At 54.9% G+C, this 26,235-nt stretch carries 20 protein-coding genes and 1 pseudogene; 6 read left to right on the top strand and 15 right to left on the bottom strand.

What is annotated here, in order from left to right; translation table 11 throughout:
* Positions 1-166 precede the first annotated feature (166 nt).
* The 4 genes from AFIDRAFT_RS13625 to AFIDRAFT_RS20060 are packed head-to-tail and all read left to right on the top strand — an operon-like array spanning position 167 to position 3,906.
* Positions 167-1,120, top strand: coding sequence for a DUF4357 domain-containing protein (locus AFIDRAFT_RS13625; RefSeq protein ID WP_009340061.1), 954 nt, complete (start codon positions 167-169; stop codon positions 1,118-1,120).
* 13 nt (positions 1,121-1,133) lie between these two features.
* Positions 1,134-1,538, top strand: a complete 405-nt coding sequence (locus tag AFIDRAFT_RS13620; RefSeq protein ID WP_009340060.1) for a hypothetical protein — start codon at positions 1,134-1,136, stop codon at positions 1,536-1,538.
* Entirely contained in the window at positions 1,535-2,308 is a 774-nt protein-coding gene (locus AFIDRAFT_RS13615; protein ID WP_009340059.1) for a metallophosphoesterase, read from the top strand. Before AFIDRAFT_RS13620 ends, AFIDRAFT_RS13615 begins: the two co-directional genes overlap by 4 nt.
* On the top strand, positions 2,305-3,906 hold the full coding sequence (locus AFIDRAFT_RS20060) for an AAA family ATPase (RefSeq protein WP_009340058.1): 1,602 nt from the start codon (positions 2,305-2,307) through the stop codon (positions 3,904-3,906). Before AFIDRAFT_RS13615 ends, AFIDRAFT_RS20060 begins: the two co-directional genes overlap by 4 nt.
* A 293-nt stretch (positions 3,907-4,199) precedes the next feature.
* Here the strand turns inward: AFIDRAFT_RS20060 and AFIDRAFT_RS13605 are convergent, their stop codons facing one another.
* From AFIDRAFT_RS13605 to AFIDRAFT_RS13555, 11 genes and pseudogenes are all read right to left on the bottom strand, one after another.
* Positions 4,200-5,291 (bottom strand): ketopantoate reductase family protein, encoded by a 1,092-nt coding sequence (locus tag AFIDRAFT_RS13605; protein ID WP_002716805.1) that lies wholly within the window; start codon positions 5,289-5,291, stop codon positions 4,200-4,202.
* A gap of 19 nt (positions 5,292-5,310) precedes the next feature.
* On the bottom strand, positions 5,311-6,672 hold the full coding sequence (glcF, locus tag AFIDRAFT_RS13600; RefSeq protein WP_083801652.1) for a glycolate oxidase subunit GlcF: 1,362 nt from the start codon (positions 6,670-6,672) through the stop codon (positions 5,311-5,313).
* Between the two features lie 3 nt (positions 6,673-6,675).
* On the bottom strand, positions 6,676-7,875 hold the full coding sequence (gene glcE / locus AFIDRAFT_RS13595; protein WP_002716807.1) for a glycolate oxidase subunit GlcE: 1,200 nt from the start codon (positions 7,873-7,875) through the stop codon (positions 6,676-6,678).
* Positions 7,875-9,320, bottom strand: coding sequence for an FAD-linked oxidase C-terminal domain-containing protein (locus AFIDRAFT_RS13590; protein WP_040298413.1), 1,446 nt, complete (start codon positions 9,318-9,320; stop codon positions 7,875-7,877). Before AFIDRAFT_RS13590 ends, glcE begins: the two co-directional genes overlap by 1 nt.
* 16 nt (positions 9,321-9,336) lie before the next feature.
* Complete coding sequence (locus AFIDRAFT_RS13585) at positions 9,337-9,852, bottom strand: gamma carbonic anhydrase family protein (RefSeq protein ID WP_002716809.1); 516 nt, start codon at positions 9,850-9,852, stop codon at positions 9,337-9,339.
* 50 nt (positions 9,853-9,902) lie between these two features.
* The gene (locus tag AFIDRAFT_RS13580) at positions 9,903-11,330 is read right to left on the bottom strand and encodes a sodium:solute symporter family protein (protein ID WP_009340056.1); all 1,428 of its coding nucleotides are present in this window, start codon (positions 11,328-11,330) and stop codon (positions 9,903-9,905) included.
* Positions 11,331-11,546: 216 nt separating this feature from the next.
* Entirely contained in the window at positions 11,547-13,169 is a 1,623-nt protein-coding gene (locus tag AFIDRAFT_RS13575) for an FAD-binding oxidoreductase (RefSeq protein ID WP_002716811.1), read from the bottom strand.
* Between the two features lie 23 nt (positions 13,170-13,192).
* A complete protein-coding gene (locus AFIDRAFT_RS13570; RefSeq protein ID WP_083801651.1) occupies positions 13,193-13,876 on the bottom strand; it encodes a glutathione S-transferase N-terminal domain-containing protein in 684 nt (227 codons plus the stop codon).
* Positions 13,877-13,916: 40 nt separating this feature from the next.
* Positions 13,917-15,555 (bottom strand): annotated as a pseudogene (locus AFIDRAFT_RS13565) (FAD-binding oxidoreductase).
* Between the two features lie 327 nt (positions 15,556-15,882).
* Positions 15,883-17,331 carry an NAD-dependent succinate-semialdehyde dehydrogenase gene (locus AFIDRAFT_RS13560; RefSeq protein ID WP_009340052.1) on the bottom strand — a complete coding sequence of 483 codons (1,449 nt, stop codon included), beginning with the start codon at positions 17,329-17,331 and terminating at the stop codon, positions 15,883-15,885.
* A 140-nt stretch (positions 17,332-17,471) separates the two neighbouring features.
* Positions 17,472-18,977: a class I adenylate-forming enzyme family protein gene (locus AFIDRAFT_RS13555; RefSeq protein WP_244597920.1), complete on the bottom strand. Its 1,506-nt coding sequence runs from the start codon at positions 18,975-18,977 to the stop codon at positions 17,472-17,474.
* A 514-nt stretch (positions 18,978-19,491) separates the two neighbouring features.
* Here AFIDRAFT_RS13555 and AFIDRAFT_RS13550 point away from each other — a divergent pair.
* Positions 19,492-20,220, top strand: a complete 729-nt coding sequence (locus AFIDRAFT_RS13550) for a FadR/GntR family transcriptional regulator (protein WP_009340051.1) — start codon at positions 19,492-19,494, stop codon at positions 20,218-20,220.
* A 112-nt stretch (positions 20,221-20,332) separates the two neighbouring features.
* Here AFIDRAFT_RS13550 and AFIDRAFT_RS13545 read toward each other — a convergent pair whose 3' ends face one another.
* From AFIDRAFT_RS13545 to AFIDRAFT_RS13530, 4 genes are read right to left on the bottom strand one after another with little or no spacing between them, the layout of a single operon-like run.
* On the bottom strand, positions 20,333-21,301 hold the full coding sequence (locus AFIDRAFT_RS13545; protein WP_002716817.1) for a carbohydrate ABC transporter permease: 969 nt from the start codon (positions 21,299-21,301) through the stop codon (positions 20,333-20,335).
* A gap of 2 nt (positions 21,302-21,303) precedes the next feature.
* The gene (locus tag AFIDRAFT_RS13540) at positions 21,304-22,176 is read right to left on the bottom strand and encodes a carbohydrate ABC transporter permease (RefSeq protein WP_002716818.1); all 873 of its coding nucleotides are present in this window, start codon (positions 22,174-22,176) and stop codon (positions 21,304-21,306) included.
* A 29-nt stretch (positions 22,177-22,205) separates the two neighbouring features.
* Positions 22,206-23,567, bottom strand: a complete 1,362-nt coding sequence (locus tag AFIDRAFT_RS13535; protein WP_009340050.1) for an ABC transporter substrate-binding protein — start codon at positions 23,565-23,567, stop codon at positions 22,206-22,208.
* On the bottom strand, positions 23,527-24,687 hold the full coding sequence (locus AFIDRAFT_RS13530; protein WP_002716820.1) for an ABC transporter ATP-binding protein: 1,161 nt from the start codon (positions 24,685-24,687) through the stop codon (positions 23,527-23,529). The genes AFIDRAFT_RS13535 and AFIDRAFT_RS13530 overlap by 41 nt, the downstream gene beginning before the upstream one ends.
* A gap of 300 nt (positions 24,688-24,987) precedes the next feature.
* Between AFIDRAFT_RS13530 and AFIDRAFT_RS13525 the strand changes: the two genes are divergently transcribed.
* Positions 24,988-26,223, top strand: coding sequence for a CaiB/BaiF CoA transferase family protein (locus AFIDRAFT_RS13525; RefSeq protein ID WP_040298467.1), 1,236 nt, complete (start codon positions 24,988-24,990; stop codon positions 26,221-26,223).
* Positions 26,224-26,235: the final 12 nt, after the last annotated feature.

Raw genomic sequence — 26,235 nt, 5'->3', positions numbered from 1 at the left:
TCGGCTTCTCATCCGCCATCTAGCGATCGGTCGCCTTGAGCGGCGTGCGTGAGGCACGCTCAGGGTTCGCGGTCTCATGATCCGCGCTCATCAGCGTGATCGCGGCAACGGATGCGCGCGCCCTGCCCTCAGGACCCGATCCCTTTCAGCAAGGGATTCCCATCACATGTCTTCCGTTTGTCAGCCTGCCTTTGACGCGGGCACCACCACCATCATCCATCGCCCGAAGTCCGGGATCATCGGCTTTCGGGATATCATCGACGAAGCCTCGAGGCTCTCGGTCTGCGCCTTCCCGTTTGCGCCGGTCGACGAGGAACTGCGCAACCGTCTGTCCTGGCTGCCGGCCTGTTATATCCTCTCCAACGACCGCGAGATCTATGTCGGCGAGACCGGCAACATGGCGCGCCGCCTCGGCGAGCATCTGGCCGATCCGGACAAGTCGTTCGCCAATGAAGTTTTCGTGGTCAGCGGCCTCGCCCACCGCTGGTACGACAAGTCCGGCCCGATGTTCCTGCAGGAGCGCCTGACGCGTTTGGCGGAATCGGCCGGCTTCGTCACCGTGCGGAAAGACAAGAACCCGCCACAGACCGAACCAACGTCCTGGCATCGCACGACGCTGGAGCGGATCGTCACGGATGGGGAGCGGCTGCTGTTCGATGCCGGCTGCCGCGCGTTCCACTCCAACAATACCAGACCGGCGGCTTCTTCGATGTCCGCGTTGGCGTCATCCGACACGCTAGATGACGAGGACGACGAGAACAGCCTGATGCAAATTGGCGTCTCGACCGCGCCGATCGGCTCACAGGAGTACGAGCTGAACTACTGCGGTATCTGGGCGCGAGGTTATCCGCTCGGCGACAGCTTTGTTGTGGCCGCAGGGTCGGAGGTTCGCAGCAGCATCAACCCCAGTGCGCGGCCGATCGTCAAAACCCGTCATGAGGCCCTGCGGGACGCCGCGGCTCTCGCTCCGATCACCGGGGTCGAGGACCGGCTTCGTCTCACTGTGGCGGTTGCCTTCCACTCGCTCAACACCGCCGCCCAGGTGGTGTGCGGCGCACAGGCCACGGCACGGCTCTGGCAACGGCTCAGCCATGCCAGTCCCATCATCGTGGCCGCGTGAGGAGGGTGAGACCATGACACATGCTCTCGACAAGACCTTCCCATGGGATTGGTGGCGGACAACGCCGCCCAACCGTCTCGACGCGACGCACCGCTACGCCCTGCGACGGTCGCTGTCACAGATCGCCGTCCTTGGCGAGCCGGGATGGCAACAGGCTGTGGCCGGTGATGCCGCGGAAGCGATCGGCATTGCCTTGCCGCTCATCCACAGCGGCGAATCCGGCTTGCGCCTCGATGTCGTGATGAGCGCAGTTCTGCTGTGTGCCCTGAACGGCAATCCCGCCGCGGTGCTGATGCTCGCCCATGCCCTCGATAGCAGGTCCCATCAGGACCTGTGGCCTCTCACCGAGCGCTGGCTGGCCAGGATCCCGACGCCAAAGACGCCCAAGTCCGAGCGTTCGCAGGGAGGTGCAGCATGAAGCTTCAGATCTTTAGCGACCTTCATGCCGATATCTATCCAGCTAAAGCGATCCAGCTTCAGCCGGACATCGATGCGGTGATCGTGGCCGGTGATACCTGCGAGGGCGCCGACAAGGCCTTCGCTACGTTGCGCGGGATCGTGCCTTCCGAGATCCCGATCATCATGGTGCTGGGCAACCACGAGTTCTATCGCCGCTGCTTGCCGGAGGAAGTTGCCCTGGCAGAGAGGCTCGCCCCTGAGTTCAACATCCACTTGCTCGAGAACGAGACAGTGGTCTTGCACGGCGTTCGCTTCATCGGCGCTTCGCTGTGGACCGACTACAGACTCTTCGGGGAGCACGCCGCACCGCTCATCATGGCGCACGCCCGGGAGGTCATGAACGACCATCGCCTGATCGCTTGGTCCAAGCAGCCATTCCACCGCTTCCGCCCGACTGACGCCTGGCGGCTGCACCTGGAGTCACGCCAGTACCTGGAGACTGTGCTGAGAACGCCGTTTGACGGCGCCAGCATCGTCGTCACCCATCATGCGCCGCATCCCGGATCGCTGCATCCGGTCTACAAGGATGATCTGCTATCGGCGGCCTTCGTGTCCGACCTGTCGACGCTGCTGGAAGGTCCTCATGGGCCTGACCTGTGGGTGCATGGCCACGTCCATCACTCCTTCGACTATGCCATCCATAAGACGCGCATCGTCTGCAACCCCAATGGCTATGGCGACGAGAACCCGGCCTTCAACCCCTCCTTGCTCGTGGAGGTGGGGTCATGAGCAAGCCGTTCGATGACAACGACGATGACGACAACAACAGCAACCTTGGCCCCGACGACAACGGGGATGCGGGCGAGGAGATCAGCATCACGGTCGACGACGAGCGGCTCCTGTTGGGGACAGCCGCCGACAGTGGCGACCTCAAAGACGAGCGGCTCAGCCTGCATCGGCTGTTCCGTTACGGCCTGCTCAGCGACGAGCATTCAAGCCTTGTCGAAGAGCGGCTTGCCGCCGAGATCAATCAGGTTGCACCAAAAGTGGCGCTGGAGCCCTGGCTGATCGCCAAGGACTATGCCACCGGCGCACTTCTGGCCGAGGAGCTGGATCGTCTTGCCACGGCAGAGGACCGGGCGATCCTGCGCAGTCTTTCCGACTGCGTGCGGCTATTGTCCTTGCCAGCACCCCATATCGCCTATGATGCGAAGGCCTACTGGCGTGTCACGGCCGCCCTGTTCGCCGCCCGCAAGAAACGCTGGCATGTGTTGAGCAAGCCGATGCTGGCCGAGGTGGAATCCTTCCTCTACGGCTGGGCGGCAGCACCTCTCGTGCTGCAGGTCACACCCGAACTGCAGCACTACGACCTCGCGGTGGATGCCGCCCTCGGTTTGGGCCACTTCATGGTGACCTGCCGCATCCAGGCCGCCCAGGAGGAAGTTCGCAACGAGTACCGCCATCGCGACGACGACCAAACATCGGATAAGACGGCCACCAGTAAGGATTCTGCTCCCGATGACGTGCCGGAGGACCATGTCATGGTCTGCTCGTTGCCCGAACAGGGGGCCAGTTCTTCAAGCCTGACCAGGACCTACAAGTCCGCGATCAACTCTCCTTTGCCGCTCACCTTGGCGCCACCGCTTCCCAAGGTGCGCGCAACGCTACTGTTCGAGTTCCCTTACGCGCAGGAGGCGATCGACGCCATCCTGTCCGATCTCATCGGCCAGCGGATCGTCAGATTGAAACCCACCTTGCTGGTTGGCCAACCTGGCGCCGGCAAGTCGCGCTTTGCCAGGCGTCTGGCCGAAGAGCTCGGCCTTATTGTCTGGCGCGTCGATGGCGCCCAATCCGACGGCTCAATCTTTGCCGGCACCGACCGGCGCTGGCACTCGACCGAGCCCTGTCATCCGTTCATGGCGGTTCATCGCGCGGCCCACGCCAATCCGCTCGTCCTGATTGATGAGCTCGAGAAGGCCGCAACCCGAAGCGACCATGGCCGGCTCTGGGATTGCCTGCTCGGCTTCTTCGAGCCGGAGACCGCCGCGCGTTATCCGGATCCCGCGCTGCAGACAACTCTCGACCTGTCGCACGTCAATTACGTCATGACCGCCAACAGCACCGATGCCCTGCCCTCGCCGCTGCGAGATCGGCTGCGCATAATCAACTTTCCCACGCCGCAAGCAAACGATCTCGATCAATTATTGCCCGCAGTGCTCGCCGGCATCGCCATTGAGCGTCAGCTCGATCCGCGCTGGATCACCCCACTCAACGGCGACGAGTACCACGCCACTGCGTATCATTGGCGCGGCGGCTCCGTCCGGCAACTCAAGCGGATCGTCGAGGTTATTCTCAAAGCACGAGAGAAAAACACCGTGCCGAACTAAGCCCGATCGCAAAGAAGGCAGCCGCCGGATGCGGCTGCCTGTACAATTGATTCAGGCAATCACTTTTCGTCGGCCTGACACCACGCAACACTTCCGCCGACAATGCCGGTGAACGGCTCAAAGCCTGCAGAACGCGCGCATGGAATGATCCCTTGAGAAAACTAGGGGCTGCTGCATGTGGAAGTCGCCAGCCCTTCGGCGCTTGGCAGCTGAGCACAGGTCAATCCTGATTGAATGTACGTTAAATCTGGAACCCGAACTGCGTTGATCCCCTTCGTCATAGTCAGCCCGTATCAGGCAATCTTTTTGCGTTGGGCAGACTGTGCTACTCGGTTTAATTCAAGCCGGTCGTTAACGTTTTTCACTGTCTCATCGAGCACGCCATTGCGCATGCCGAACTGGGCCGCAATCTTCTGAACAAGGAGATCAACGCGCTCAATATTTGGAGCCCCTGCGAACAATGCGCGTGCTGCCGACGACGGCTTTGACAATCCCTGCGCCGCTGCTGCATATTTTTCGAACGGAACAAGATCACTCGGCGCAGCACCAAGCTTTATGCAGACCTGCTGCACCCAACTGTAGATCGCCCGCGACTCTTCAGGATCAGAGTGCACAGCATCTCGAATCGAGCGGATCTCGCTAGCCTGAACGCATCGATAATTTCCCGTCAGCAGCATTGCCCATTTTGCGGTCGGAACGAATAGCGAGTCGTGCACTTTCAACTTTACGGGAACTTCGAGATCCCCATCCTTTACTGAAATGCGCGCGGCCTCAATATCGGCCTGGATCGCTCGTAGCATCGCTGTGTCTTGCGGCCGCACGAAGGCTGCAGCCTTAAAATTAGTGGGAAGCGTTACCTGCAGTACATTCAACCCTTCCTCGGGCGGTCGAAATGCCTGTGGGTCTGGACTACAAAGCGTCATCAGATCAGAATCGAAGATATTCCATACTTTTGACGCGGAGAAACATTCGGCCAATGCATCAACATTAAGCCTCGGTATGCGTCGAAGAAATGTCTGCGGCGGCATGTTCATGATCGACATGGTCGGTATACGTCGGCGCGCAATTTGAGCCATCAGATCTTCAAGGCTCTTGGCAGCATATTGTGGTTCCTGCATTGCGAGAACCACTAGATCACACTCATTGAGATTTGCATCTGCCGGACTCTCGGCGCGGATTGTTCCAATTACCTCCTTGGACTTAATCTCAGCCAAGCCTGCATGTCCACGAATGGGGAAGCGAACAATAGTGCCCTCACTATTGATAAGGTCTGCTTCCTCAGGCAGACACACCAACGTCACCCGGTGGCCACCCATCGCAAGTTTGGTTGCAAAAAGAGAGCCGTACGACGCACCGAGAATGAGCACTCTGTACTTATCTGACATTCTTAATCCTGCTTTGTAGTTAGATTGACCCTTGTGGACCGCGCTGATGGCGATCGCTCAGAGCGTTCGATTTCCTGTCATGCTCAATACCCAGAAACTCAAGCTCACCTGGCATTGGTCCACCCGTAGCCCAATCAAGCAACTCCACCGTGTGAACGACCGGAATGCCGATGCCTGACTTCAGTTGAACAGCACAGCCTACATTCCCGGTGGCAATCACCTGAGGATTCACCTTCTGGATATTTGCAATTTTTCGATCACGCAGCTTCGATGCAATCTGCGGCTGCAATATATTGTACGTGCCAGCAGAGCCACAGCAAATGTAAGACTCTGGGATATCTCGCACATCGAAACCAGCAGCCTTGAGCAAGAACTTTGGCTCGTCACGAATCTGCTGGCCATGTTGCATTGAACATGCGGAATGATACGCCACCGTCAGCTTCGGCCTCCCGACGAAATTCAACGGTCCCAACTCGTGGAGGAATTCCGTGATATCCTTAGCGATCGCCGACACCTTTGCCGCCTTATCTGCATAGGCAGGGTCATTGCGTAGCATGAAGCCGTAATCCTTAACTGTTGTACCGCAGCCGGATGCAGTAATGATGATTGCGTCCAAACCTTTCTCGATTTCGGAAAACCATGCATCGACATTCTGCCGTACGAAGCTCAGAGTTTCCACCTCGCGCCCCAAATGATGGGTAAGCGCTCCACAACAGCCTTGCTTGGACACATCAAATACTTCAATGCCGTGACGCGAGAGCAAGCGTTCTGTCGCCGCATTATAAGACGGGCGCAAAACAGGTTGCGCGCATCCTTTGAGAATAGATACTCGTTTATATGCAGCTACGGCGACTGCAGGCTTCGGAGGCATACTTGCCAGCTCGCTCGGCACCAAATCTATCATCGCGGCGAGCCGCCCGCCGCCACGAGGTATCCGCTTTATCAAGCCACGCAATGGGCGCGCTGCAAGACCAAACGGCAGCAACATCCGCAGTCGCCATGGATACGGAAGCACTTTTGCCAAGGTCCAGCGAAACAACCGATCCAGGAGCGGGCGCTTATAAGTGTTCTCAATATAGGTCCTCGCGTGATCGACAAGGTGCATATAGTTCACGCCGGACGGACATGTTGTCATGCATGAAAGACAAGATAAGCAACGATCAATATGCTTCACAACGTCAGACGTTGGCGCAATTCCTTCTTCTAGCATGGACTTAATGAGATAAATTCGACCCCGAGGGCTATCAAGCTCGTCACCAAGTAACAGATAGGTGGGGCATGTGGCTGTGCAAAACCCACAATGGACGCAAGTGCGCAACACTTTTTCCGACGACCTCATCGCCGGATCCTCAAGCTGCTCCGGAAGGAAGTTTGTTTTCATCGATTAAATCCAGTCGTACATCCGGTGCGGATTCAAGATACCAGCCGGATCGAAGGCATTTTTGAGTCGCCTCGTAATGGCCATCAGCGCAGGCGACAACTCTTGAAAAACGGGAATGTCGCGGCGCACGTGCTCACTCGCCCTCATGAGCGTTGCATACCCACTTGTTTGTCCAACGGCGGCTCGAATGGTTTCACATCCAGAGCCAAGCCAGCTCGGTACCGCAACCCAAACTAGGCCGCCCGACCAATCAAAATACCAGCGCACGCCTTCGAGTTTCGATTTAATAATGGCCATCACCTCGGAGGCGCGATCCGGTGGAACGGAAAGACGCCACACAGCTTCATCCTGTCTTGCTCGAAGCGGACCGAGCTCGCGAATGCCTGCCCAGACGAATGCTGAACGCTCTTTATCTAGGCAGAGAACAGATCCATATTCCCTAAGGGCGGCATACAACCGACCGACTCTTACTTCGACTGAAGCAAGCGAACCCTCAATCCTGATCAGCGTCTGAGCAGGCATATCGACATCTTGCTCGGGGATATGAGCCGCTCCACTGACATCGTAGCTTGACCTCATAGCTGTGGTAAGAACTTCAATCCCATCCACATCAGACAACCCTTCTAGGCACAACGTTTTGGACACGCGGGCGCTGGGCAAGACTTTGAAGGTAACTTCACTCAGAAAGCCAAGTGTCCCCCACGAACCGGCCATCAACTTGACCAAGTCAAGTCCAGTCACATTCTTCATGACACGCCCGCCGGATTTAATGATGTCCCCGCGCCCGTTAACGAAACGAACGCCAAGTAGGCAATCGCGTGCGGCGCCTACGGATATGCGTCGCGACCCGGACAGATTCATTGCGGCCACCGCGCCGATCGTCGGCCGGCCACGAACACCATATAGTCCATAAAAATTTGGCGGCTCGAAAGGCAAATCCTGCCCATTATCCTGCAACAGCGCTCGAATTTCGTCGAGTGACGTTCCCGAGCGCGCCTGAATGACAAGCTCACTTGGCTCGTACATGACAACGCCCTTGAGGTTCACCGACGAAAGCACGCTGTCTGCAAGAACTGGGCGACCCGCCGACGATTTGGTACCACCGCCCTCGATACGCAGGGGAGACTGGCACCCCGCTGCTTCCCTGATCACCTCTGCTGCTTCCACCTCGTCGTGAGGTTCATGCCGAATTGAATCAAACATCAGGATGTTCCCGCGCACGCAGGCCGGCAATCGAGCGGAAAAACTTTCGCCGGATTAAGCAGCCATTTCGGATCAAATGCCGCGCGCGCATACATTTGCTGATCGAGATCGCCCTGCGAGAACTGTACCAGCATAAGGTCACGCTTCTCGATTCCAACGCCATGTTCCCCGGTCAGGCAGCCGCCGACTTCGACACAAAGCTTGAGCAGATCCTCGCCTGCCGCCTCCGCCTTTTCCATCTCGCCAGACTTATTGATGTCGAAAAGAATAAGCGGGTGGAGATTTCCATCTCCGGCGTGGAAAACATTCGCCACCCGCAATCCGTATTCCGCGATGATCTCCTGCGTGCGCCGGAGGACGTATGAAAGCTGACCGGTCGGAATGGTGCCGTCCATGCAGATATAGTCGGAGATACGGCCCGTTGCGCCAAAGGCAGCCTTCCGCCCCTTCCAGATCGCCGCGCTTTCCACGTCACTACGGGAAACCTTGATGCTGCGAGGAGTATAGGCCGACACAATGTCGGTAATCTGTTCCAACGTAGCATCGATTTCCTCGTTGGTCCCTTCGACCTCGACAATCAGCATCGCCTCGACATCGAGCGGATATCCGGCCTTCGCGTAATCTTCGGTAATCCCGATAGCCGTACGATCCATATACTCCAACGCAACGGGAATAATCCCCGCACCGATAATAGCGGCCACCGCCGCTCCTGCGGCTTCGACGGAATCAAACCCGAGAAGAGCGGGCCGGGCATTTTCCGCAGCCCGGATGATGCGAACGGTGGCTTCGGTCACGATACCCAGTTGCCCTTCCGACCCGCATACCAACCCGAGAAGATCATATCCCGGAGAGTCGAGATGCTCTCCGCCTATTTCAACGATTGTGCCGTCAATCAGAACGAGCTTTACGCCGAGAAGGTTATTCGTCGTCACGCCATACTTGAGACAATGAGCTCCACCCGAATTCATGCCGATATTGCCGCCGATGCTACAAGCAAGCTGGCTCGACGGATCGGGCGCATAGAAAAATCCCTCGGCTCTGACCTCCTGGCTGACCGCGAGGTTAGTAATGCCCGCCTGAACGCAAGCGGTCCGGTTTCGATAATTGATCGATAGCACGCGCTTCATCTTCGCTAGGCCGACAACGATTGCGTCCTCTTGCGGAATCGCACCGCCGGCGAGCGACGTTCCAGCGCCACGGGCGACGATCTTGATGTCATGTTGATTGCAATAACGAAGAACCGCCGACACCTGCTCCGTCGTCGTCGGCAGTACCACGGCGAGTGGGACGCGGCGATACGCGGTCAACGCGTCTGTCTCATAAGCACGCAATTCATCGCTGCTGGAAATGACGGACTCCGGCGAGAGGATTCGCTCAAGATCACAGATGATTTTCGGACGACGCTCTAGGATCGTGTTGTCCGGCGCAGGAATTTCGATCATCAAGTAGAACTCTCGCGGTTTACTTCAAGTGGTCGCGGTAGAGAGCAGCACGCGCCGCATAATCGCGCGCGTTATCGGCAATCCACTTCACCTCGTCATCCGTGAGCTGGCGTACAGCCCTTCCCGGAACTCCGAGGATCAGCGAGCGGTCCGGATAGGTTTTACCTTCCGGCACAACACTCCCTGCCGCCACGATGCTGTCCTTTCCGATTTTCGCATCATTAAGGATGGTTGCGTGAATTCCTACAAGGCTTCCATCTCCAATCGTGCATCCATGCACAACTGCGGCATGCCCCACCGTGACATTGTGACCAATCGACATGGGATGACCCGGATCAACATGCAAAATTGCACCGTCCTGAATATTGGCGCCACTTTCGATTGAGATCAGATCATTATCGGCACGCACGACGGCGCTCGGCCACACACTGGCATTCTCTGCCAACCGCACCTGCCCGATCACCGTAGCGTTCGGCGCCACGTACGCCGTGTCCGCCACTGATGGATGGAGGTTCTGCAAGGTAAAGATCGTCATATGTCGTTCCGTTGATGAGAGTAGGGCACGAAGGGTTCCTCTTTCGTGAGTCAAGCCGCATCACCGCCTTGGATTTGGCGCGCTGTATTGGACGACAAGCCACTACCGAAGAGGTAGCCCACCGCGGCCTCCGTCATCATGACAACCGCCGGCGTCACCAACGCGATATAAATGTTGTCAATTCCGAAGGGATCTCCAAGTAAATACCAGACGGTTGTCGTCACGGTTGCACCAATGAGGCCCATCGTCGCGCCCCGATTACTTCCGAAAAACGGGAGATAGAAGCCAATCATCGCTACGATGGAGATCGCCAGCCGCAACGCTCGCGTGAAGAACGAGAGATGCAGCACCTCGGGAGCGTAGAAGACAAAGAGAAGAGGCAGAAATCCGATTGGAACCGCAAGCAGACGAGACATGCGCAATTCCTTTTCTTCCGTTGGCTTAAACATCGGAACGTAGAAGTCGCGAACAATGAGAGCTGCAATCCCGATTGAAATGCTGCTCACTCCCACCAACACCGACGCCACCAGCGAAACAGTAACAATGCCGGAAAGCCAAGGGGACATATGGTCAAGAAATATCGGAAGCGCATAGAGACTCTTCATATCAGGGAAGAGATACTTCGCGCACACACCGATAATGCCGAGAGCGAAGCTGATGGGCACGCAAAGAATCCCTGCGACGTAACAGGCATTACGCACCTGACTAGGTCCCTTCAACGCCGAGATTGCTTGAATGATATACTGGGTCGAGAAAATGGCACCGACATTCGCGATTGCCCAGGCGATTATCGTTGAAGCACCAATCTTGCCATCCCACGTGAAGTAATAAGATGGCAACTTCGCTACCATAGGACCGAAACCTTTGGTCATAATCAACGCAACCACCAAAACGATAATAACGCCGATGTACTTGACCGCGGTGTGAAGCACCGAAACGTAAGCTGTGCTCTTAAGACCACCAACCGCACAATAGAACGTGCTGATTACGGCCGTCAGAACTGCTGCCGCCGCAAAAGAAATATGGAGCGAAGTTGAAACCGAAGCTGCGCCGCCAACGTAATAGCCAACATTTACGAGCAACAGCGCGTAGATCATAATGACGGAGACTGTCAGCTGCGTAGAGCGACCATACTTCTTCGCAATCGCCGCTGAGATCGTATACTCCCCTGAGTTGTAAAGCTTTCGGCCGAGAAGAAGCCCGAAGAGCGGAAAACCGACGGCAACGCTCAATACCGCCCAGGATGCTGCTGCACCCTTCTCAAACGCCGTTTGCGCGGCACCAATTGTCGATTTAGCTCCTATAAATTCCGACATCATAAGAACGCCAATAATGAAAGCCGGAACTGACCTCGCCGCGACGTTAAAGTCTGAATTCGTTTTGGCGCGATATCTGATCGTCAACCAAGTTGCAAAGCTGATATAAGTAACGACCATCCCGACGACGATAGCTGTATTATTGAGATCAAACCCTCGCACTCAAGTCTCCTTTTTTGATGGAGGCGTTTCGACTACGTGATGCTATGAGGTTTCTGATAAGCATACGCAGGCGATGACGCCGCCTTGTACATTTCCTCCGAGGCAGGTTTCTTTGAATGACCTGCTTCCCATGTATGATGCTTAGGTTGATGGCTGTGGTAGCTACCCCAATCGGGTAGCTACCAATATCGAGCTATGAATGCCGACTGCGCCAAATCATGATGGATCGAACAGCACGCCTGGATTGAGAATAGCTTTCGGATCGAAGGTGTGCTTCGCAGCCTTCATGGCTGAACAGAACAGCTCGGGGCGTTCCTTGTCATACCAGGGGCGATGATCCCGGCCGAGCGCATGGTGATGGGTAGTCGTTCCTCCAGCATCAACCATCGCCGTTTCAGCGATCTTCTTGATCGCCATGTACTGCTCTGGAATACGAGCCTTATCGCCGTAGGCGTACCAGGTGAAGTACGGCGCCGGGCCGTCCGGATAGATATGAGTAAATCGGCAGGTGACAGAACCGGGCCGCCCCGTGACTTCCCGAATCGCACGAAGCGTTTCCGCTCTCACATGTTCACGCATTCGGGCAAACTGCCCCCAGGTGACGCATGTTTCCATCGTTTCGCGCATCACGCCGCGAGCGATCGCGTATTCACGCAAGTAAGGACCGCGCAGAAACTTGTCGCGCCAACTCTTGGCGCTGGAATCTGCGTTCGCATCACCCTTCAGAACTGAGGCATCCCAGGTGCCGCCATGATCGCCACAGATTTCAAGCGCGCGATTCATCCAGACATCGACCGGATGGTCCGCGGATTCAAAGCCGAGCACCAGAATGTCGTAGGTGCCGTCGCTCGAACCGGTGTAGGCGGCTTCTTCACGTTCGACCAAGCGGGCGCTTGCGGGATAGAGACCAGATTGCGAAATGACGCGCGTCGCCTCGACCGCCTTGTCGTAGTCGCTGAACCGGACGCTGACCATCTGCCGGAAGGTCGGTCGCTTATGCAAACGCACCCATGCTTCGGTGATGATGCCCAAGGCACCCTCGGATCCAAGGAACAAGCGGTCCGGATTCGGGCCGGAGCCGGATGCCGGAAAGCGGCGCGATTCGATATTTCCCGACGGGGTAACGACTTTCAGGCTTTGAACGTGATCGTCGATCTGCGTGTAGACGGTCGCGAAGTGACCTGCGGCCCGAGTCGCAATCCATCCGCCCAAAGAGGAGAACTCCCATGCCTGCAAAAAGAAGCGCATGGTAAGGCCGCTCGACTTGAGTTGCCGCTCAAGGCTCGGGCCAAGAACGCCAGCCTGAATTCGCGCGGACTGCGACGCATGGTCGATCTCAAGCACCTTGTCGAAATACTTCATGTCGATCGACACAACGCCGCGATAGCGGTCATACGTCGGAGGATTGACGCCGCCGACGACGCTCGTTCCGCCGCCGTACGGAATAGCCGCAAGGCTGTCGTTTTCGCACCAGCGATAAATATCGACGATGTCCTGCTCGGTGCGCGGATAAGCGACCGCATCCGGCGGATTGCGGAATTCACCGCGCACAGCGTATGCAACGTCGACAGTCCCCGCCCCATAGGTGTGATAGAGCCGGTCATATTTGTCGGTCGTGCAGATATTCTGCAGCGCCGCGGGGACCTTCACGCGCGAATCTCTGATCGTCACCGACTCGAGGGTCGGGAACGGCACTGCACTGAAATCCCCAACACCGAGAAGCTCGGTCCAGGCCTTTTCGAATTCAGCGATTTCCGTGGGCGAAACCTCATCGCCTTCGTAACCCCAACCGTAAAACTTTCTGCGTCGCTCCTGCAGACCGCCGTGCATCTTATTCATTGCGTTATCTCGCTCCTCGTTTGTTAAGCCTTAGCGTCAAACATATTTTTCCAAGATGCCGTACCTGGCTTGGCTTCCCATCTCTTCGTTTCCGACATTACGGCGAGACCTTCCTCCACCGCAGAACGTGCTTTAATTGCATCGAACCAGCGTTTTAGATTCGGAAAATCTTGAAGATCCTGCCCCTGCCAGCGGTGCAGTCGGATCCACGGAAAAGTCGCGATATCTGCGATAGAATAATCACCCGCGAGATACTCGCTGTTTGCAAGCTGGCGGTCCATCACCCCATACAATCGAGTCGCCTCGTTCGTATAACGATCTACCGCATATTGAATTTGTTCGGGTGCGTAACGACGAAAATGATGAGCCTGCCCCAACATTGGTCCGACGCCGCCCATCTGGAACATCAACCACTGAAGGGCGTTCGTTCGCGCTCGAACTTCCGTTGGAAGCAGCTTACCTGTCTTCTCGGCGAGATATAAAAGGATCGCACCAGATTCAAAAATCGATATCGGCTTTCCACCTGGCCCATCGTGGTCAACGATGGCCGGAATTTTATTGTTTGGGCTAATCTTGAGAAATTCAGCGCCGAACTGATCCCCCGAGGTGATATCGATCGGCAGCACCCGATAATGCAGGCCAAGTTCGGCCAGCATTATCGTCGCCTTGTATCCGTTCGGTGTTGTCCAGAAATAGAGATCAATCATAACGAATTGCCATACATGACTGAACGCCGCCCATTGCAGCTCACATCGCGGGCCGGTCGAACAGAACACCAGGATTGAGCACCCAGTTCGGATCGAGCTCCCTCTTGCTCGCCTTCATCATGCGGACGAAGCCTGGGTCGATTTCCTTGTCGTACCAAGGACGGAAGCTACGTCCCACCGCGTGATGATGCGTGATGGTGGCCCCAAGCTCTATCAAGGCATCGGACGCCACCTTGTTCAGGGCAGCATAGTGCTCGATATTTTTCTCATGAGAGGACGGAGCCATGATTGAGTAATATGGCGCGGGACCATCCGGATAGAGGAATGAAAAGCGGCGGCATACAATGCCTCCACCGCAAATCTTCTTTTCTGCATCCGCTATACGACGCATGATTTCAGCATCGACGGCTTCGAATTTGTCCCACGTATATGCGGTCTCGAATGTGAAGCTAATGATGCCCATCGCCGCACGGACATGCATAAGGTATGGGAGATAACGAAATTGATTACGCCAGCTTCCTTGCGCACCTGAGCGGCTGTTCTCAAGAGCCGCCCCGCCGGATCCCGCCTGATCTTTCACCGTGCCGCCGAAATCCCTGCATATCTCGAGGGATCTTTCGAGCCACGCATCGACCGGGTGATCCGCCGATTCGTAACCGATCAGCAGCATCGATTCGGAGCCATCCCCTGCGCCATAAAAGAAAGCGTCCTTTTCATCCAGATATCGACAATTAGCTGGATAGAGACCAGCCTGTGTGATCCGCCGAACGGCTTTCGCGCCCTGATAAAAAGTCTTGAACGAAACCGCCGCGTTGGCCCGGAATCTCACCCGCCCCTGCAAGCGCATCCACGCTTCGGTAATAATGCCAAGCGTTCCCTCTGAACCGATAAACGCCCGGTCTGGGTTTAGGGCCGGCACCGGACGAGGGCAGCCGGCGGTTTTCAATCGTTCCCGTCGGCGTCACGACACGCAGACTTTCCACCATCTCGTCGATATGAGTGAGATGCGTTGCATAGTGACCAGATGAGCGTGTCGCGATCCAACCACCGAGCGAAGAAAATTCCCACGATTGCGGGATATGCCGCAGCGTGAAACCATGAGGCTTCAATTGCGTTTCGAGCGACGGCCCCAAGGTGCCGCTCTGAATACGAGCCGCACGTGAAATCGGATCGACTTCAAGCACACGATTGAAGTTCTCAAGATCGATGGTGACGACACCCTTATAGTGGCTATCGTCAGGAGGGTTGATTCCACCAACAACGCTCGACCCACCACCGTAAGTCACGGCCGCGTAGCCATTCTCACCGCACCAGTCGAGAACGGCAGAAATATCCTTCTCATCTCGGGGATACGCCACGATGTCGGGCGGATTGGGGTATTTTCGCTTATAAATCATGGCAAGGTCACGGAAACTCTTGCCATAACTATGAGCTACTCGATCCCACTTAGCAGTGGTGCAAAAACTCGTCAGCGAAGCCGGCGGTGTGATGCGAGGCGCGCGAATCTCGATCTCATCGAGGGTTGGATCCTTAAGAACCGTGAAATCGCTCATTCCAAGACGCTGCGCCACGCGCGCGTGCATCGATTTCACTTCCGACTCGGGAATCTCCTGGCCCTCGTAACCCCAGCTCCAGAACTTCCTGCGCGGCCCCTTCGATACAGCCATGGGCGCATTCATTCGCTTCACTCCTCAATCATGTTGAACCAGAAAGAAAATCCGCGCCCGCCACACCTTTTCGTAAGCAATCAGGCGAGAATTTCCGAGATATGGACCATCCAAATTGGTCTTACCAGTAAGATCAAAAAAGACCGCAGTGTCAAGATTATTATTGGCGATCGTGGGGAATTTCATCGCGCTGGGAAGGATCAGCTTGTCAGGCGCGTAATGCGCACAACGACAAATACGGCAAAGTTCAAAGCCGTTTCGAAGCCACCGGGGGCCTCGACTTCACAGTTCTATGCAGCCGCTCTCACACTTCACCACATTCATGGTCGGAGGCTGACGCTACACGTGATGTTCAGTTATGAATTTCGTATTCAGGTAAGCATCCATCGCTTCCGTGCCACCCTCAAAGCCAAACCCGGAATCCTTGATCCCACCAAAAGGGGTTTCGGGCAAAGCAAGGCCATGATGATTGACGGAGACCATGCCGCTCTCCACAGCCGCCCCGAACGCACCACTCGTTGCAGCTGATTTTGTATAGGCATAGGCAGCAAGGCCATAAGGCAGGCGATTGGCCTCAGCCACGGCATCTTCGAATGTCGAGAAGCGCGCGATCGGCACGACAGGACCAAACGGTTCTTCATTCATGATGCGCGCGCTCAGCGGCACCTCTGTCAGAACAGTTGGTTCAAAGAAAAACCCTTCGTTTCCTGAACGCTTACCACCTGTTCTCAGGCATGCCCGCTGCTGAACAGCATCCGAGACCAGGGACTCTATCGCTTCTACACGTCGAAGATTTGCCAACGGTCCCATCTGGGTCGTCTCATCGAGACCATTTCCCACAATGACAGCTTCAGCCGCAGCGATAAAGCGCTCGACGAACTCTTCATAGATTTGCTCGTGAACCACAAATCGCGTGGGAGAAACACAAACCTGACCAGCATTTCTGAATTTCGCCGCCGCCAACAAGCGAACTGCTTCCCTCACATCCGCATCTCCAAAGACAATTGCCGGCGCGTGGCCACCAAGCTCCATGGTGACGCGCTTCATGTGACCGCCCGCCAAAGCAGCAAGTCGCTTGCCCACTGGTGTTGAGCCTGTAAAGGAAATCTTGCGAATGACGGGGTGCGTGATCAGATATTCAGATATCTCAGACGGTACGCCGAAAACTAGATTGAGAACGCCCCGCGGCAGCCCCGCATCGACGTAAGCCTGCACTAGGGCGGCGCAACTCGCCGGCGTCTCTTCTGGGCCCTTCAGAATCACCGAACAGCCTGCGGCCATTGCAGCTGAAATTTTCCTGACCGCTTGATTGATTGGAAAATTCCACGGCGTAAAGGCCGCCACCGGCCCAACCGGCTCCCGCACCACAGCCTGCTGCACAGCGCCAGACCGTGCGGGAATGATTCGACCGTATGATCGGCGAGCCTCTTCCGCGAACCAATCGATGATATCGGCACCAAGCAATATCTCGGCGCTCGCTTCGCGGAGCGGCTTGCCTTGTTCGAGGGTCATAATTTCCGCAATTGCGCTGACCCGTTCGCGGAGCTTCTCAGCAGCCCCACGCATAAGTTTGTAGCGATCAAAAGCAGACGTCCGTCGCCAAACTTCGAATCCGTCCCTGGAGGCATTAACCGCACGATCGAGATCGTCGATAGACGCATGAGCGACACTTCCTATCTGCGCTCCTGTCGCCGGATTGAAGATCGGCTCGGCATATCCGGAAACGCCATCACACCAAAGGCCGTCAACAAATAACTTTACATCTGGATAAATCTGTTGCTGGCTCATGCTCTTGATCAACTCCGAATCCTGATTGTCGACCGCAGCAGCAAGAATCTCTTCCGCCTTGATGGCACAAAGCCGGAGTCCTGCCTGCTGCTTTGACGCGTCTCCTCACGCGAACCGGCTTCCACTTCGCTGAACGCATTCTAAGCGGTCAACGCTAACTCTTCAGCTCGTTTCTTCAGATCGTGTTTTCTGATCTTGCCGTTTGGCGCGGTTGGCAGCTGCGACATAATGATAATCTGCTGGGGTTTCTTGTATCGCGCCAGTTTTTGTTCCACGAGGACAAACAGCTCTTCGATGACAATGGAGGCTTCAGGGACCGGCTCGACAAAAGCGATGATTTCCTCATTCCCCTCGACCGATCGCCCGACGACCGCAGTATTGAGCACCGCTGGATGAGCATTGATAACAGCCTCGATCTCAGCCGGATACACATTGAAGCCAGAACGGATAATCAGTTCTTTTGAGCGTCCCTGCACGATCAGCTCGCCTTGAGGAGCGCGACTGACAATATCTCCGGTGCTCAAATATCCGTCGTCATTGATAACAGCTGCAGTCATCTCCGGCTGGCCATAGTAACCCAACATCACGTTGGGACCTCGCACCAGCAATTCTCCCGGTTTGCCATCCGGCACTTCTTGTCCGTCAGGCCCGATAATCTTGACCTCGACACAGGGGATCGGCAACCCGATATTGACCTCATTACTTCCCATCTCATACTGCGTACGACTGATCGTCGGTGATGTCTCGGTCAGACCGTAACCATTATGAAGCACGACGCCGAACACACGCTCGACGCTCTTGCGGAGTGAGAGATCGAGCGGAGCCGTTCCCGTGTAGACATAACGAAGCCGATTGGGCGTGAGCTTGATTCCTTCCTGATCGACGTGCGCGACAATTCTGGAAAACAAGGCAGGAACAGCGTTAAGGATCGTTAGCGTTCCATCGACGACGGCTTCAATAACCCGCGAAAGCGAAAATCTCTTCATGATCCGCAAATGCCCGCCTGCAAACAACATCCCTTGCATAAGCGTCAGACCATACGAATGCGAAATCGGCATAAGGCAAAGAGATACATCGTCGGCGTGAATGGCATTTGTTCTCTTGCCGCGGCAAGCAACGAACGCAAGGTTTCGGTGAGTGAGCATGACCCCTTTCGGGCGGCCAGTGGTCCCGGTCGTGTAGATCAGAACCGCGACCTGTCGCGCCGGATCTGCATGGACTTTCTCGGGGACGGAATCCGTCGCCAACTTGCCGGCCTTGATTTCGCCGATACCCGTCAGCACCTGCACCTCCGCCCCTCCCCGGTGCGCGGCGGCGTCTGCCTCGGGCGATACCCTATGGATATAGAAAACACGCCTGGGCTTGCAGTCACCTTCAATCAAGTCCAACTCATGTGGACTGAGCCGGGCATTTGCCATCACAACCCAGGCATCAAGCCGGCTTGCCGCATACATGATGACAATGGCAGCGATTGAGTTTTCACCGATCACCATGATCCGATCGCCAGGGCGAATGCCGAGGCGCGCCATCTCAGCGGAAACGGCCTCAATCGTGCCGATCACCCGCTGATACGACCAGACGACGCCATGTTCGTCGGTGAATGCAGGACGAGAGCTCCCCGCTTTCGCCCCTTCTTCAAGAATCATGTGAATGCGAGGTGGTAGATTTGACAGTAAATCTACTTTCATCGCCTCACCCGCCCTGCCTGAACTGAAATACTCGATCGACCTTCACGCGACGAACCGAAATGCTTTCGGGCAGCATCGACCTCGTCATCATCATTGGTCTATTTGGTAATACCAATTTGGTCGGCAGAAGTGGCTCGTGTCAAGCTATTTCTGATCGGCCGCCCCCATTTGCAAGTGACGGGAGCAATCCAATAACAACCTTCGCATCGTAACCAGTTGCGATCCGGGTCGCGCGAACACCCCGTCACGAACGAATCGACAGCAAATGGCGCGCGCTGCCTGTGGTTTTATGGCCTACCTGGCGGGTTTCGGATGCTTCAAATTCTCCAACCTGATATCAACAAGCGGTAGACTCGGCGCCAACGGTTACTCCGTTGGTCATTTAGTTTGTGGGTCTTACCAATTTGGTATACCGTTAGATTTAGTAGAATCCTCAAATCAAGTCACTGATGGCGCACGTCAGGAAAATTAGATGCCCGAAAAAAGTCGAACCAATAAGACTGCCGCCCTCCCATCAAACGCTATCGGGAAAATTCTTTCGTTCATTCATGAGCGCCCTTATCAGCCTTCTGAGCGGCTTCCTTCGGAACGCGATTTTGCTGAGAAATTCGATACCAGCCGCGGCGCCGTTCGCGAAGCCTTAGCAGCACTTGAATCCATGCGCGTGATAGAGCGACGCCCGAATTCCGGCATCTACTTGCGGAATTCAGAAGAAAGCAGCATCGAAGCTCTCGTTCTTTACGCCGAGTCCGGAGTTCCGTTCGAGCCCAAGGAAATTGCCGAGGTTATGGAAGTTCGGCGTATCCTGGAGGCTCAGGCAACCAGACTGGCCTGTACACGCAGGACCGCCGACAACATCCGCGATCTCCACATGATCCTGCGCGACACGGAAAAGCGTCTCAGCAAAAAACAGAGCATCGAGCATGAGGACGAAGCGTTTCACCTAGCGATTTTCGCTGCCGCTAAAAACGACATCCTGCTCCGCATCGCGAGGTCATTCTACGAACTATCGAGACCGCGGCGGCGCCTCTATTTTTCAGATCAGGGCCGCTGTCGACGCGCCTACGACGATCATCAGACGATCCTGACGGCTATCGAGGGACGGCGCGTCGGCCAAGCCGAACAGCAAATCAATGCGCATTTGTCCCGAACCACCGATGCTTGGCAGGCGCTGTTAGGGGAACAAAAGAATTCGAAGTAATCGCGCGCCGCAGTTGCCTCTCCGGTCCTGCGCAGATTTTCCACTGTTCGTTTTCTCCATCGCCGCAACATCCGTTCTCGGAGTAAATCCAAGAATGGATGTCGCAAAAATCCTATCCCTTGACCGCTCCCGCCGTCAGACCAGCGACAAAATATCGGTAGCAGAACGTAAATACTACAAACAGCGGCAGAGCGATAAGGGTCGCACCAGCCAAGATCTCGCCCCAACGCAAATCCTGTGCGCCGAGCATCGATGCCAAAGCCACGGGCAACGTCTTCCGGTCATCACTCATGATCAGGATCAGCGCAAAGACGTAATCCGCCCACGATAACAGGAATGAGAATATACCAACCGTAATCAGCCCAGGCGCTGAAAGCGGGAGAACGACCTTGATGAAAGCGCCGAACTGGGAACAGCCGTCGACCATTGCGGCTTCCTCCAGGTCGAAGGGCATCGATTTAAAGAATCCCCAAAGCAACCACACAGCTAAAGGCAACGAAATCGCCAGATGGGCGATCAATAGCCCCCACAAACTGTCGGCGAGACCAGCCATCCGAAACAAAGCTGACATTGGAATAACCAGCATCAACGGCGGAAACATGTAAGCAAATAACATGGAAGCAATCAGCATCGTCTTGCCGCGGAAGCGTAACCGGGTCGCGCCATAAGCAATAAATGACGACAGTATCGTGGCTGCTACGATGGTGGCGAGCGCCAGCAGAACGCTGTTGATAAAATTCACCGGGTAATTCGTAAGCTCTAAAAGCGACTTGTACGAACTCAAATCCGGCGGCCAGAACACCAACGACGTATCCAGAAAAAGCTTCTGAGGCTCTCGCAAGCTCGAAATCAGCATCCAATAGATTGGAAAAGCCGAATAGATGCAGACTGCAAGAACAGCGATATACAGACCGCTGCGACCGGCAATATGCTTGATCAACTTTCCATCGAATGCCTGCTTTCCGGCAGCTTTCCCTGTCATATTTTGCGATGTTCCTTCCGCGCCAGCCGTATCACGGTGCAGTATCTCCACTGAAGAAGCCGAGGTTACGATATAAGGAACGGTGTTCTGAGAGTTCATCGTCACCGCCCCTGCTTCACTTCATCAATCGGGAAAAAGCGCAGGTATATAAGAATAATACATGCAAGCAGCATGAATGACACGGTTGCGACTGCTGCTCCCCCCCCCAGATCGAATTCAATAAATGCCTTCCGATAGGCTAGTGTCGGAAGTGTCTCCGTTTGATTAAGAGGTCCGCCTTTCGTCAACAGCCAGATCACATCGAACTTGTTGAACATCCAGATTCCTCTCAAAAGAATCACGACGATCAACACCGACCGGAGTCCTGGCAGCGTGACGTGCCAAAACTGCTTCAAGGCGCCCGCACCGTCAACTCGAGCAGCTTCGTAAAGTTGGGATGGAATTGACTGAAGACCTGCGAGCACACATGTCACAACGAATGGAGTCCAAATCCAAACGCTCACAAGAACTATGGTCATCTTCGCAGTCGTTCCCGACGCCCCCCAGTCAAACATGCTATATCCGAACGAGTTCAGAATGCTTTTGACTAGGCCGTAGTTAGGATCGAGAAGCCATTGAATTACGAGGCACGCAACGACAGTCGGAAGGAAATAAGGCACGATCGACAACGCCCGGACAATCGTTTGCCCGACGAAATGCCGATTGAGAACAAGCGCAATGCTCACCCCAAGAACGACTTGCAGCACAATCGCAGAAACCGCGATCGTGATTCCGTTCAGCAGCGAGCTCCAGAAGAGCGGATCGCTTAATACCTTCCGATAGTTTTCAAAACCTACCCAATGCGACGGCTCAATGAATGAGCTCGCCGCATAGAATGAGAGCTTGATCGAATAAACGAGCGGCCCACCGACAATAGCACCGAGTATCAATACACTCCCGATGAATAAGCTTATGATGCCTCGGTCTTGTCTCATGAAGTGCCGTCCCTTATTATAAGTGGCTCTTAGCTGATCTTACGCATTCGATCGGCTGCAGTTTTCACACAATCGCTAGACGGAACATTTCTCAGCACTCGGTTCTGTAACATCTCGGGCATAATATTTGTGTCGAAAACCTTGCATGGCCGCGTGTCCATCGCTGGGCCACACATATCAATCGCATTGAGAATGGTTGTGCTACCCGGATCGATGAACGACTTCATCTGCATCATTGTCTGCCAATGCTTCTGGATCATCGGATGATCCTTCCATCGCGGATCATCGTAGATATCCATACGCGCCGGCTGGAAGTTCATCCAGGCTGAGTGAAGCCAGTTGATATAATACTCATCAACGAACCATTTCAGAAACTTGATTGTTTCTTCCGTTTGCTTGGTCTTGAAGACGATAAAGCCATCGAAGGCGAAGGACAGCGCCTTCTGCTTCCCTGCGCTATCAGGAAAAGCAAAAATCCCATACTTGTTCGCGAGATCTGGGTTTCGCGCTTCGAGCGCCTCAACGACGCGGCCGGAATAGACAGTATGTGCGGTTTTTCCTGTCGCAAAAAGACTCATCAACTCTGCATAGCCGACCGTGTTCATGCCAGGCGGCATGGTCGTGTAAAGATCGGCATAAAAATCAAGGAAGCGGCTAGTTCGATTCTTGTTCTCCGCCTCGTCAAGAACCACGTTCCATTTGTCGTCGTAGAATTTTGGTTGCTCCGCAAACAGACCTCCAAAACTCGCCCAATTGGTCGAACTATCACTGGCCAAAGGAAGGACGCAACCGCCCCGTTCGATATTGCCGCCCTTTGTAATAGTCAGAGCCCGGCAATTCTCCAGAAACTCATTCCAGGTGGTAGGGACCTTCAGGCCGTTTTCTTTATACAAATCCTTTCTGTAATACACCGTCACCAAATTATAATCGTAGGGATAGAACCAGTGTTCGCCCTGATAGGACCAATCGCCCTTCCGCCCCCACGAGTACTTTTTGACGATATCCGTGAGCGGAACGATATAACCTGCACGCGCATACTGCAGAATTTCAAAGGCATATCCTTGCGTAGAAATATCGTATGGCACACCCGCGTTGAGAGCCGCCATCGTTTTCGAATATGCACCGCTAATCGGTGATGAATCGACGAGGACTTTTACGCCGAACTTGCTCTCGTAAGCATTGCCCGCGTCTCGCAGTACGGCTTGACTCGCGGCAGACGTTTCGGTGTTCAAAAAGCGAAGTGTTACATTGGATTTAGCGTGGACATGGGGAGCCGCCAATGAACCGGCAATGCCTGTCGCCAACCCGGCAGACGCCTTAAGAAAATTCCGCCGATCAACGCCAACGAGATCATCCTTGGAATTCGACCGGCTCGATCCGTGACCTTTCATGACACTCCCTCCCGATGCTGTTTTCGCTTGTCTTCGTCGCTTGCCTCAACGTTCCGCCGCTCTCGCGAGAGAACAGATGCAACCTCTGTCGAGGAAAAACGATTGAAATCCGATCTTGTACTTTCAATGCATCGTCGCGAGCAAATACCGCACGCAGTTTCTTGCCGTGAATTGTACCCAGCACGTAAGTTTGAGCGCCAATCTGCTCGACAAGATCGATGGCCATTTCAAATGCGCCGGATGCCGCAGAACGCTCGATGTGCTCCGGCCGAATGCCTAAGGTGACATCTTGCTTCGCTTCGGAGAATTCATTGTCCGGAAGATCGACAAGGAGGCTTCCCGAGCGCACGGCAAGACGCCCTTCGTCTCGCGTCAGTTCACCATCCACCAAATTCATTTCAGGCGAACCGATGAAAGCCGCCACGAAAGCATTCGCAGGCCGATCGTAGAGATCAAGGGGTTTTCCAGCCTGCTGAATTAGGCCATCTCGCATAATCACAATGCGGTCGCCAAGCGTCATAGCTTCGACCTGATCGTGGGTCACAAAAACCATTGTAGCCTTCAATCGAGCATGCAGAGTCGCGATCTCTTCACGCGTCCTAACACGCAACTTGGCGTCCAAATTGGAGAGAGGCTCATCGAACAGAAAGACATCCGGGTCTCGAACCAAGGCGCGACCAAGAGCCACTCGCTGCATCTGCCCTCCTGACAACTGTCGAGGCTTGCGCTCGAGCAAATTTTCAAGGCCTAAACTCGATGCAGCACTACGTACTCGCCGTTCTATTTCATCACTCGGCGCCCTACGCACCCGGAGCCCGAACGCCATATTCTCGTAAACGGTCTTCTGCGGATAAAGCGCATAGTTCTGAAACACCATCGCGATATTGCGATCTTTCGGCGGAAGCGTCGTTACATCTTTCCCACCAATAAAAATTTTTCCAGAGGTCACCTCTTCAAGGCCAGCAAGCATACGCAACGTGGTTGATTTCCCACAACCAGACGGCCCGACAAAAACGACCAACTCACCATCCGCAATATCTAATGAAAAATCCTGTACTGCCCGCAGCCCTCGATCTCCTCCGTAGGATTTCGTGACATTCTGGAGAGTTACTCGCGCCATACAGTAAGACCTCCCTCAAGTGTTTCTCCCATTTATCACCGCGCTTTTTTGTCATGCGCTTGTGTCGACGTTTCATCGACCTCACAATTGGACAAACCAATTTGGTGTACCGTAAATCTCGACTAGTAGAATGTCAAGCGCTCGCGATTCGACGACGGACTTCTCGCCCTCCATCAGACAGCAAATCCACCCATTCGTCGGAGAAATTGCCATTTTGCGCGTAATTGGTTTGACCATTTTGGACGACCAAATATAATGCAAGCACACGCGATGAACCGTCGGATGTATTGGGAAAGAAAAATGGCAGGTCCGTTAGTTGGCTACCGAGTTCTCGATCTTTCAAGAATTCTCGCAGGACCTTGGTTGGGACAATTATTGTCTGATCTCGGAGCTGAAGTTTGGAAAGTCGAACGACCCGGCACCGGTGATGATACCCGGCAATGGGGGCCGCCGTTTCTAAAAGACGATAATGCAGCTAACACCACAGAGAGCGCTTATTTCTTAAGCGCAAACCGCGGGAAACATTCGATCTGCATCGACATATCGACCGAGGAAGGCGGCACTATTGTAAGGAAGCTCGCACAGCACGCAGATATCGTGATCGAAAACTATAAGGTCGGCGATATGGCGCGTTATGGCCTGGATTACGAGACTCTGAAGAAATCGAAGCCGGATATTATTTACTGCTCCATCACCGGCTACGGCCAGACCGGTCCAATGAAAGCCATCGCAGGCTACGACATGGCTATTCAGGCGATTGGCGGATTAATGAGCATTACCGGCGAAAGTGACGATAACCCCGGCGGAGGTCCTCAAAAGGTTGGCGTACCGATCGTCGATATTCTTACCGGCATGTATAGCGCGACCGGGGTCATCTCCGCCCTCCTGCATCGCGAACGTACCGGCGAAGGACAGCATATCGACATGGCGTTGCTAGATGTTCAAGTTGCCGTACTTGCCAACCAAAATCTGAACTACCTTACGACGGGCACGCCGCCCAAGCGATACGGCAATGCTCATCCAAATATCGTTCCATATCAAACCTTCAAAACAAAAGACGGTTCGTTTGTACTTGCTGTCGGAAACGACCAACAGTTCAAGAAGTTTTGCGCGGCATCTCGATTGACGCATCTGGCTACCGACAGCCGCTTCGCAACAAATACAGATCGGCTCAACAATCGCAACCAACTCATACCACTTCTAGATGCGCATTTGGCGCAAGAAACAACGGAGCACTGGATCTCCATTCTAGAGCCTGTGGGAGTTCCGTGCGCGCCGATCAATCGATTAGATCAGGTCTTTGCTCATCCACAAGTGATCCACCGGGGGATGCAGATTAATCTATCTCATTCTTCGGGGGCTACCGCCCCTCTTGTTGCCAATCCCATCAAATTTTCGGCGACGAAGATTGAATACGCAAAGAGTCCACCCAGGCGCGGTGAAGATACGAAGTCCGTCCTCAAATCTATTCTCAACTTCAACGACACAGATATTCGACGTCTCAGCGATCTTCGAATTATCGACACTGGAACATAATCGAAGTGTCAT

The organism is Afipia sp. 1NLS2 (assembly GCF_000178995.1).
In the GTDB taxonomy this organism is placed as follows: domain Bacteria; phylum Pseudomonadota; class Alphaproteobacteria; order Rhizobiales; family Xanthobacteraceae; genus Afipia.
The sequence above is the reverse complement of the archived record's forward strand: the minus strand, read 5'-3'. Positions and strand labels throughout refer to the sequence as shown.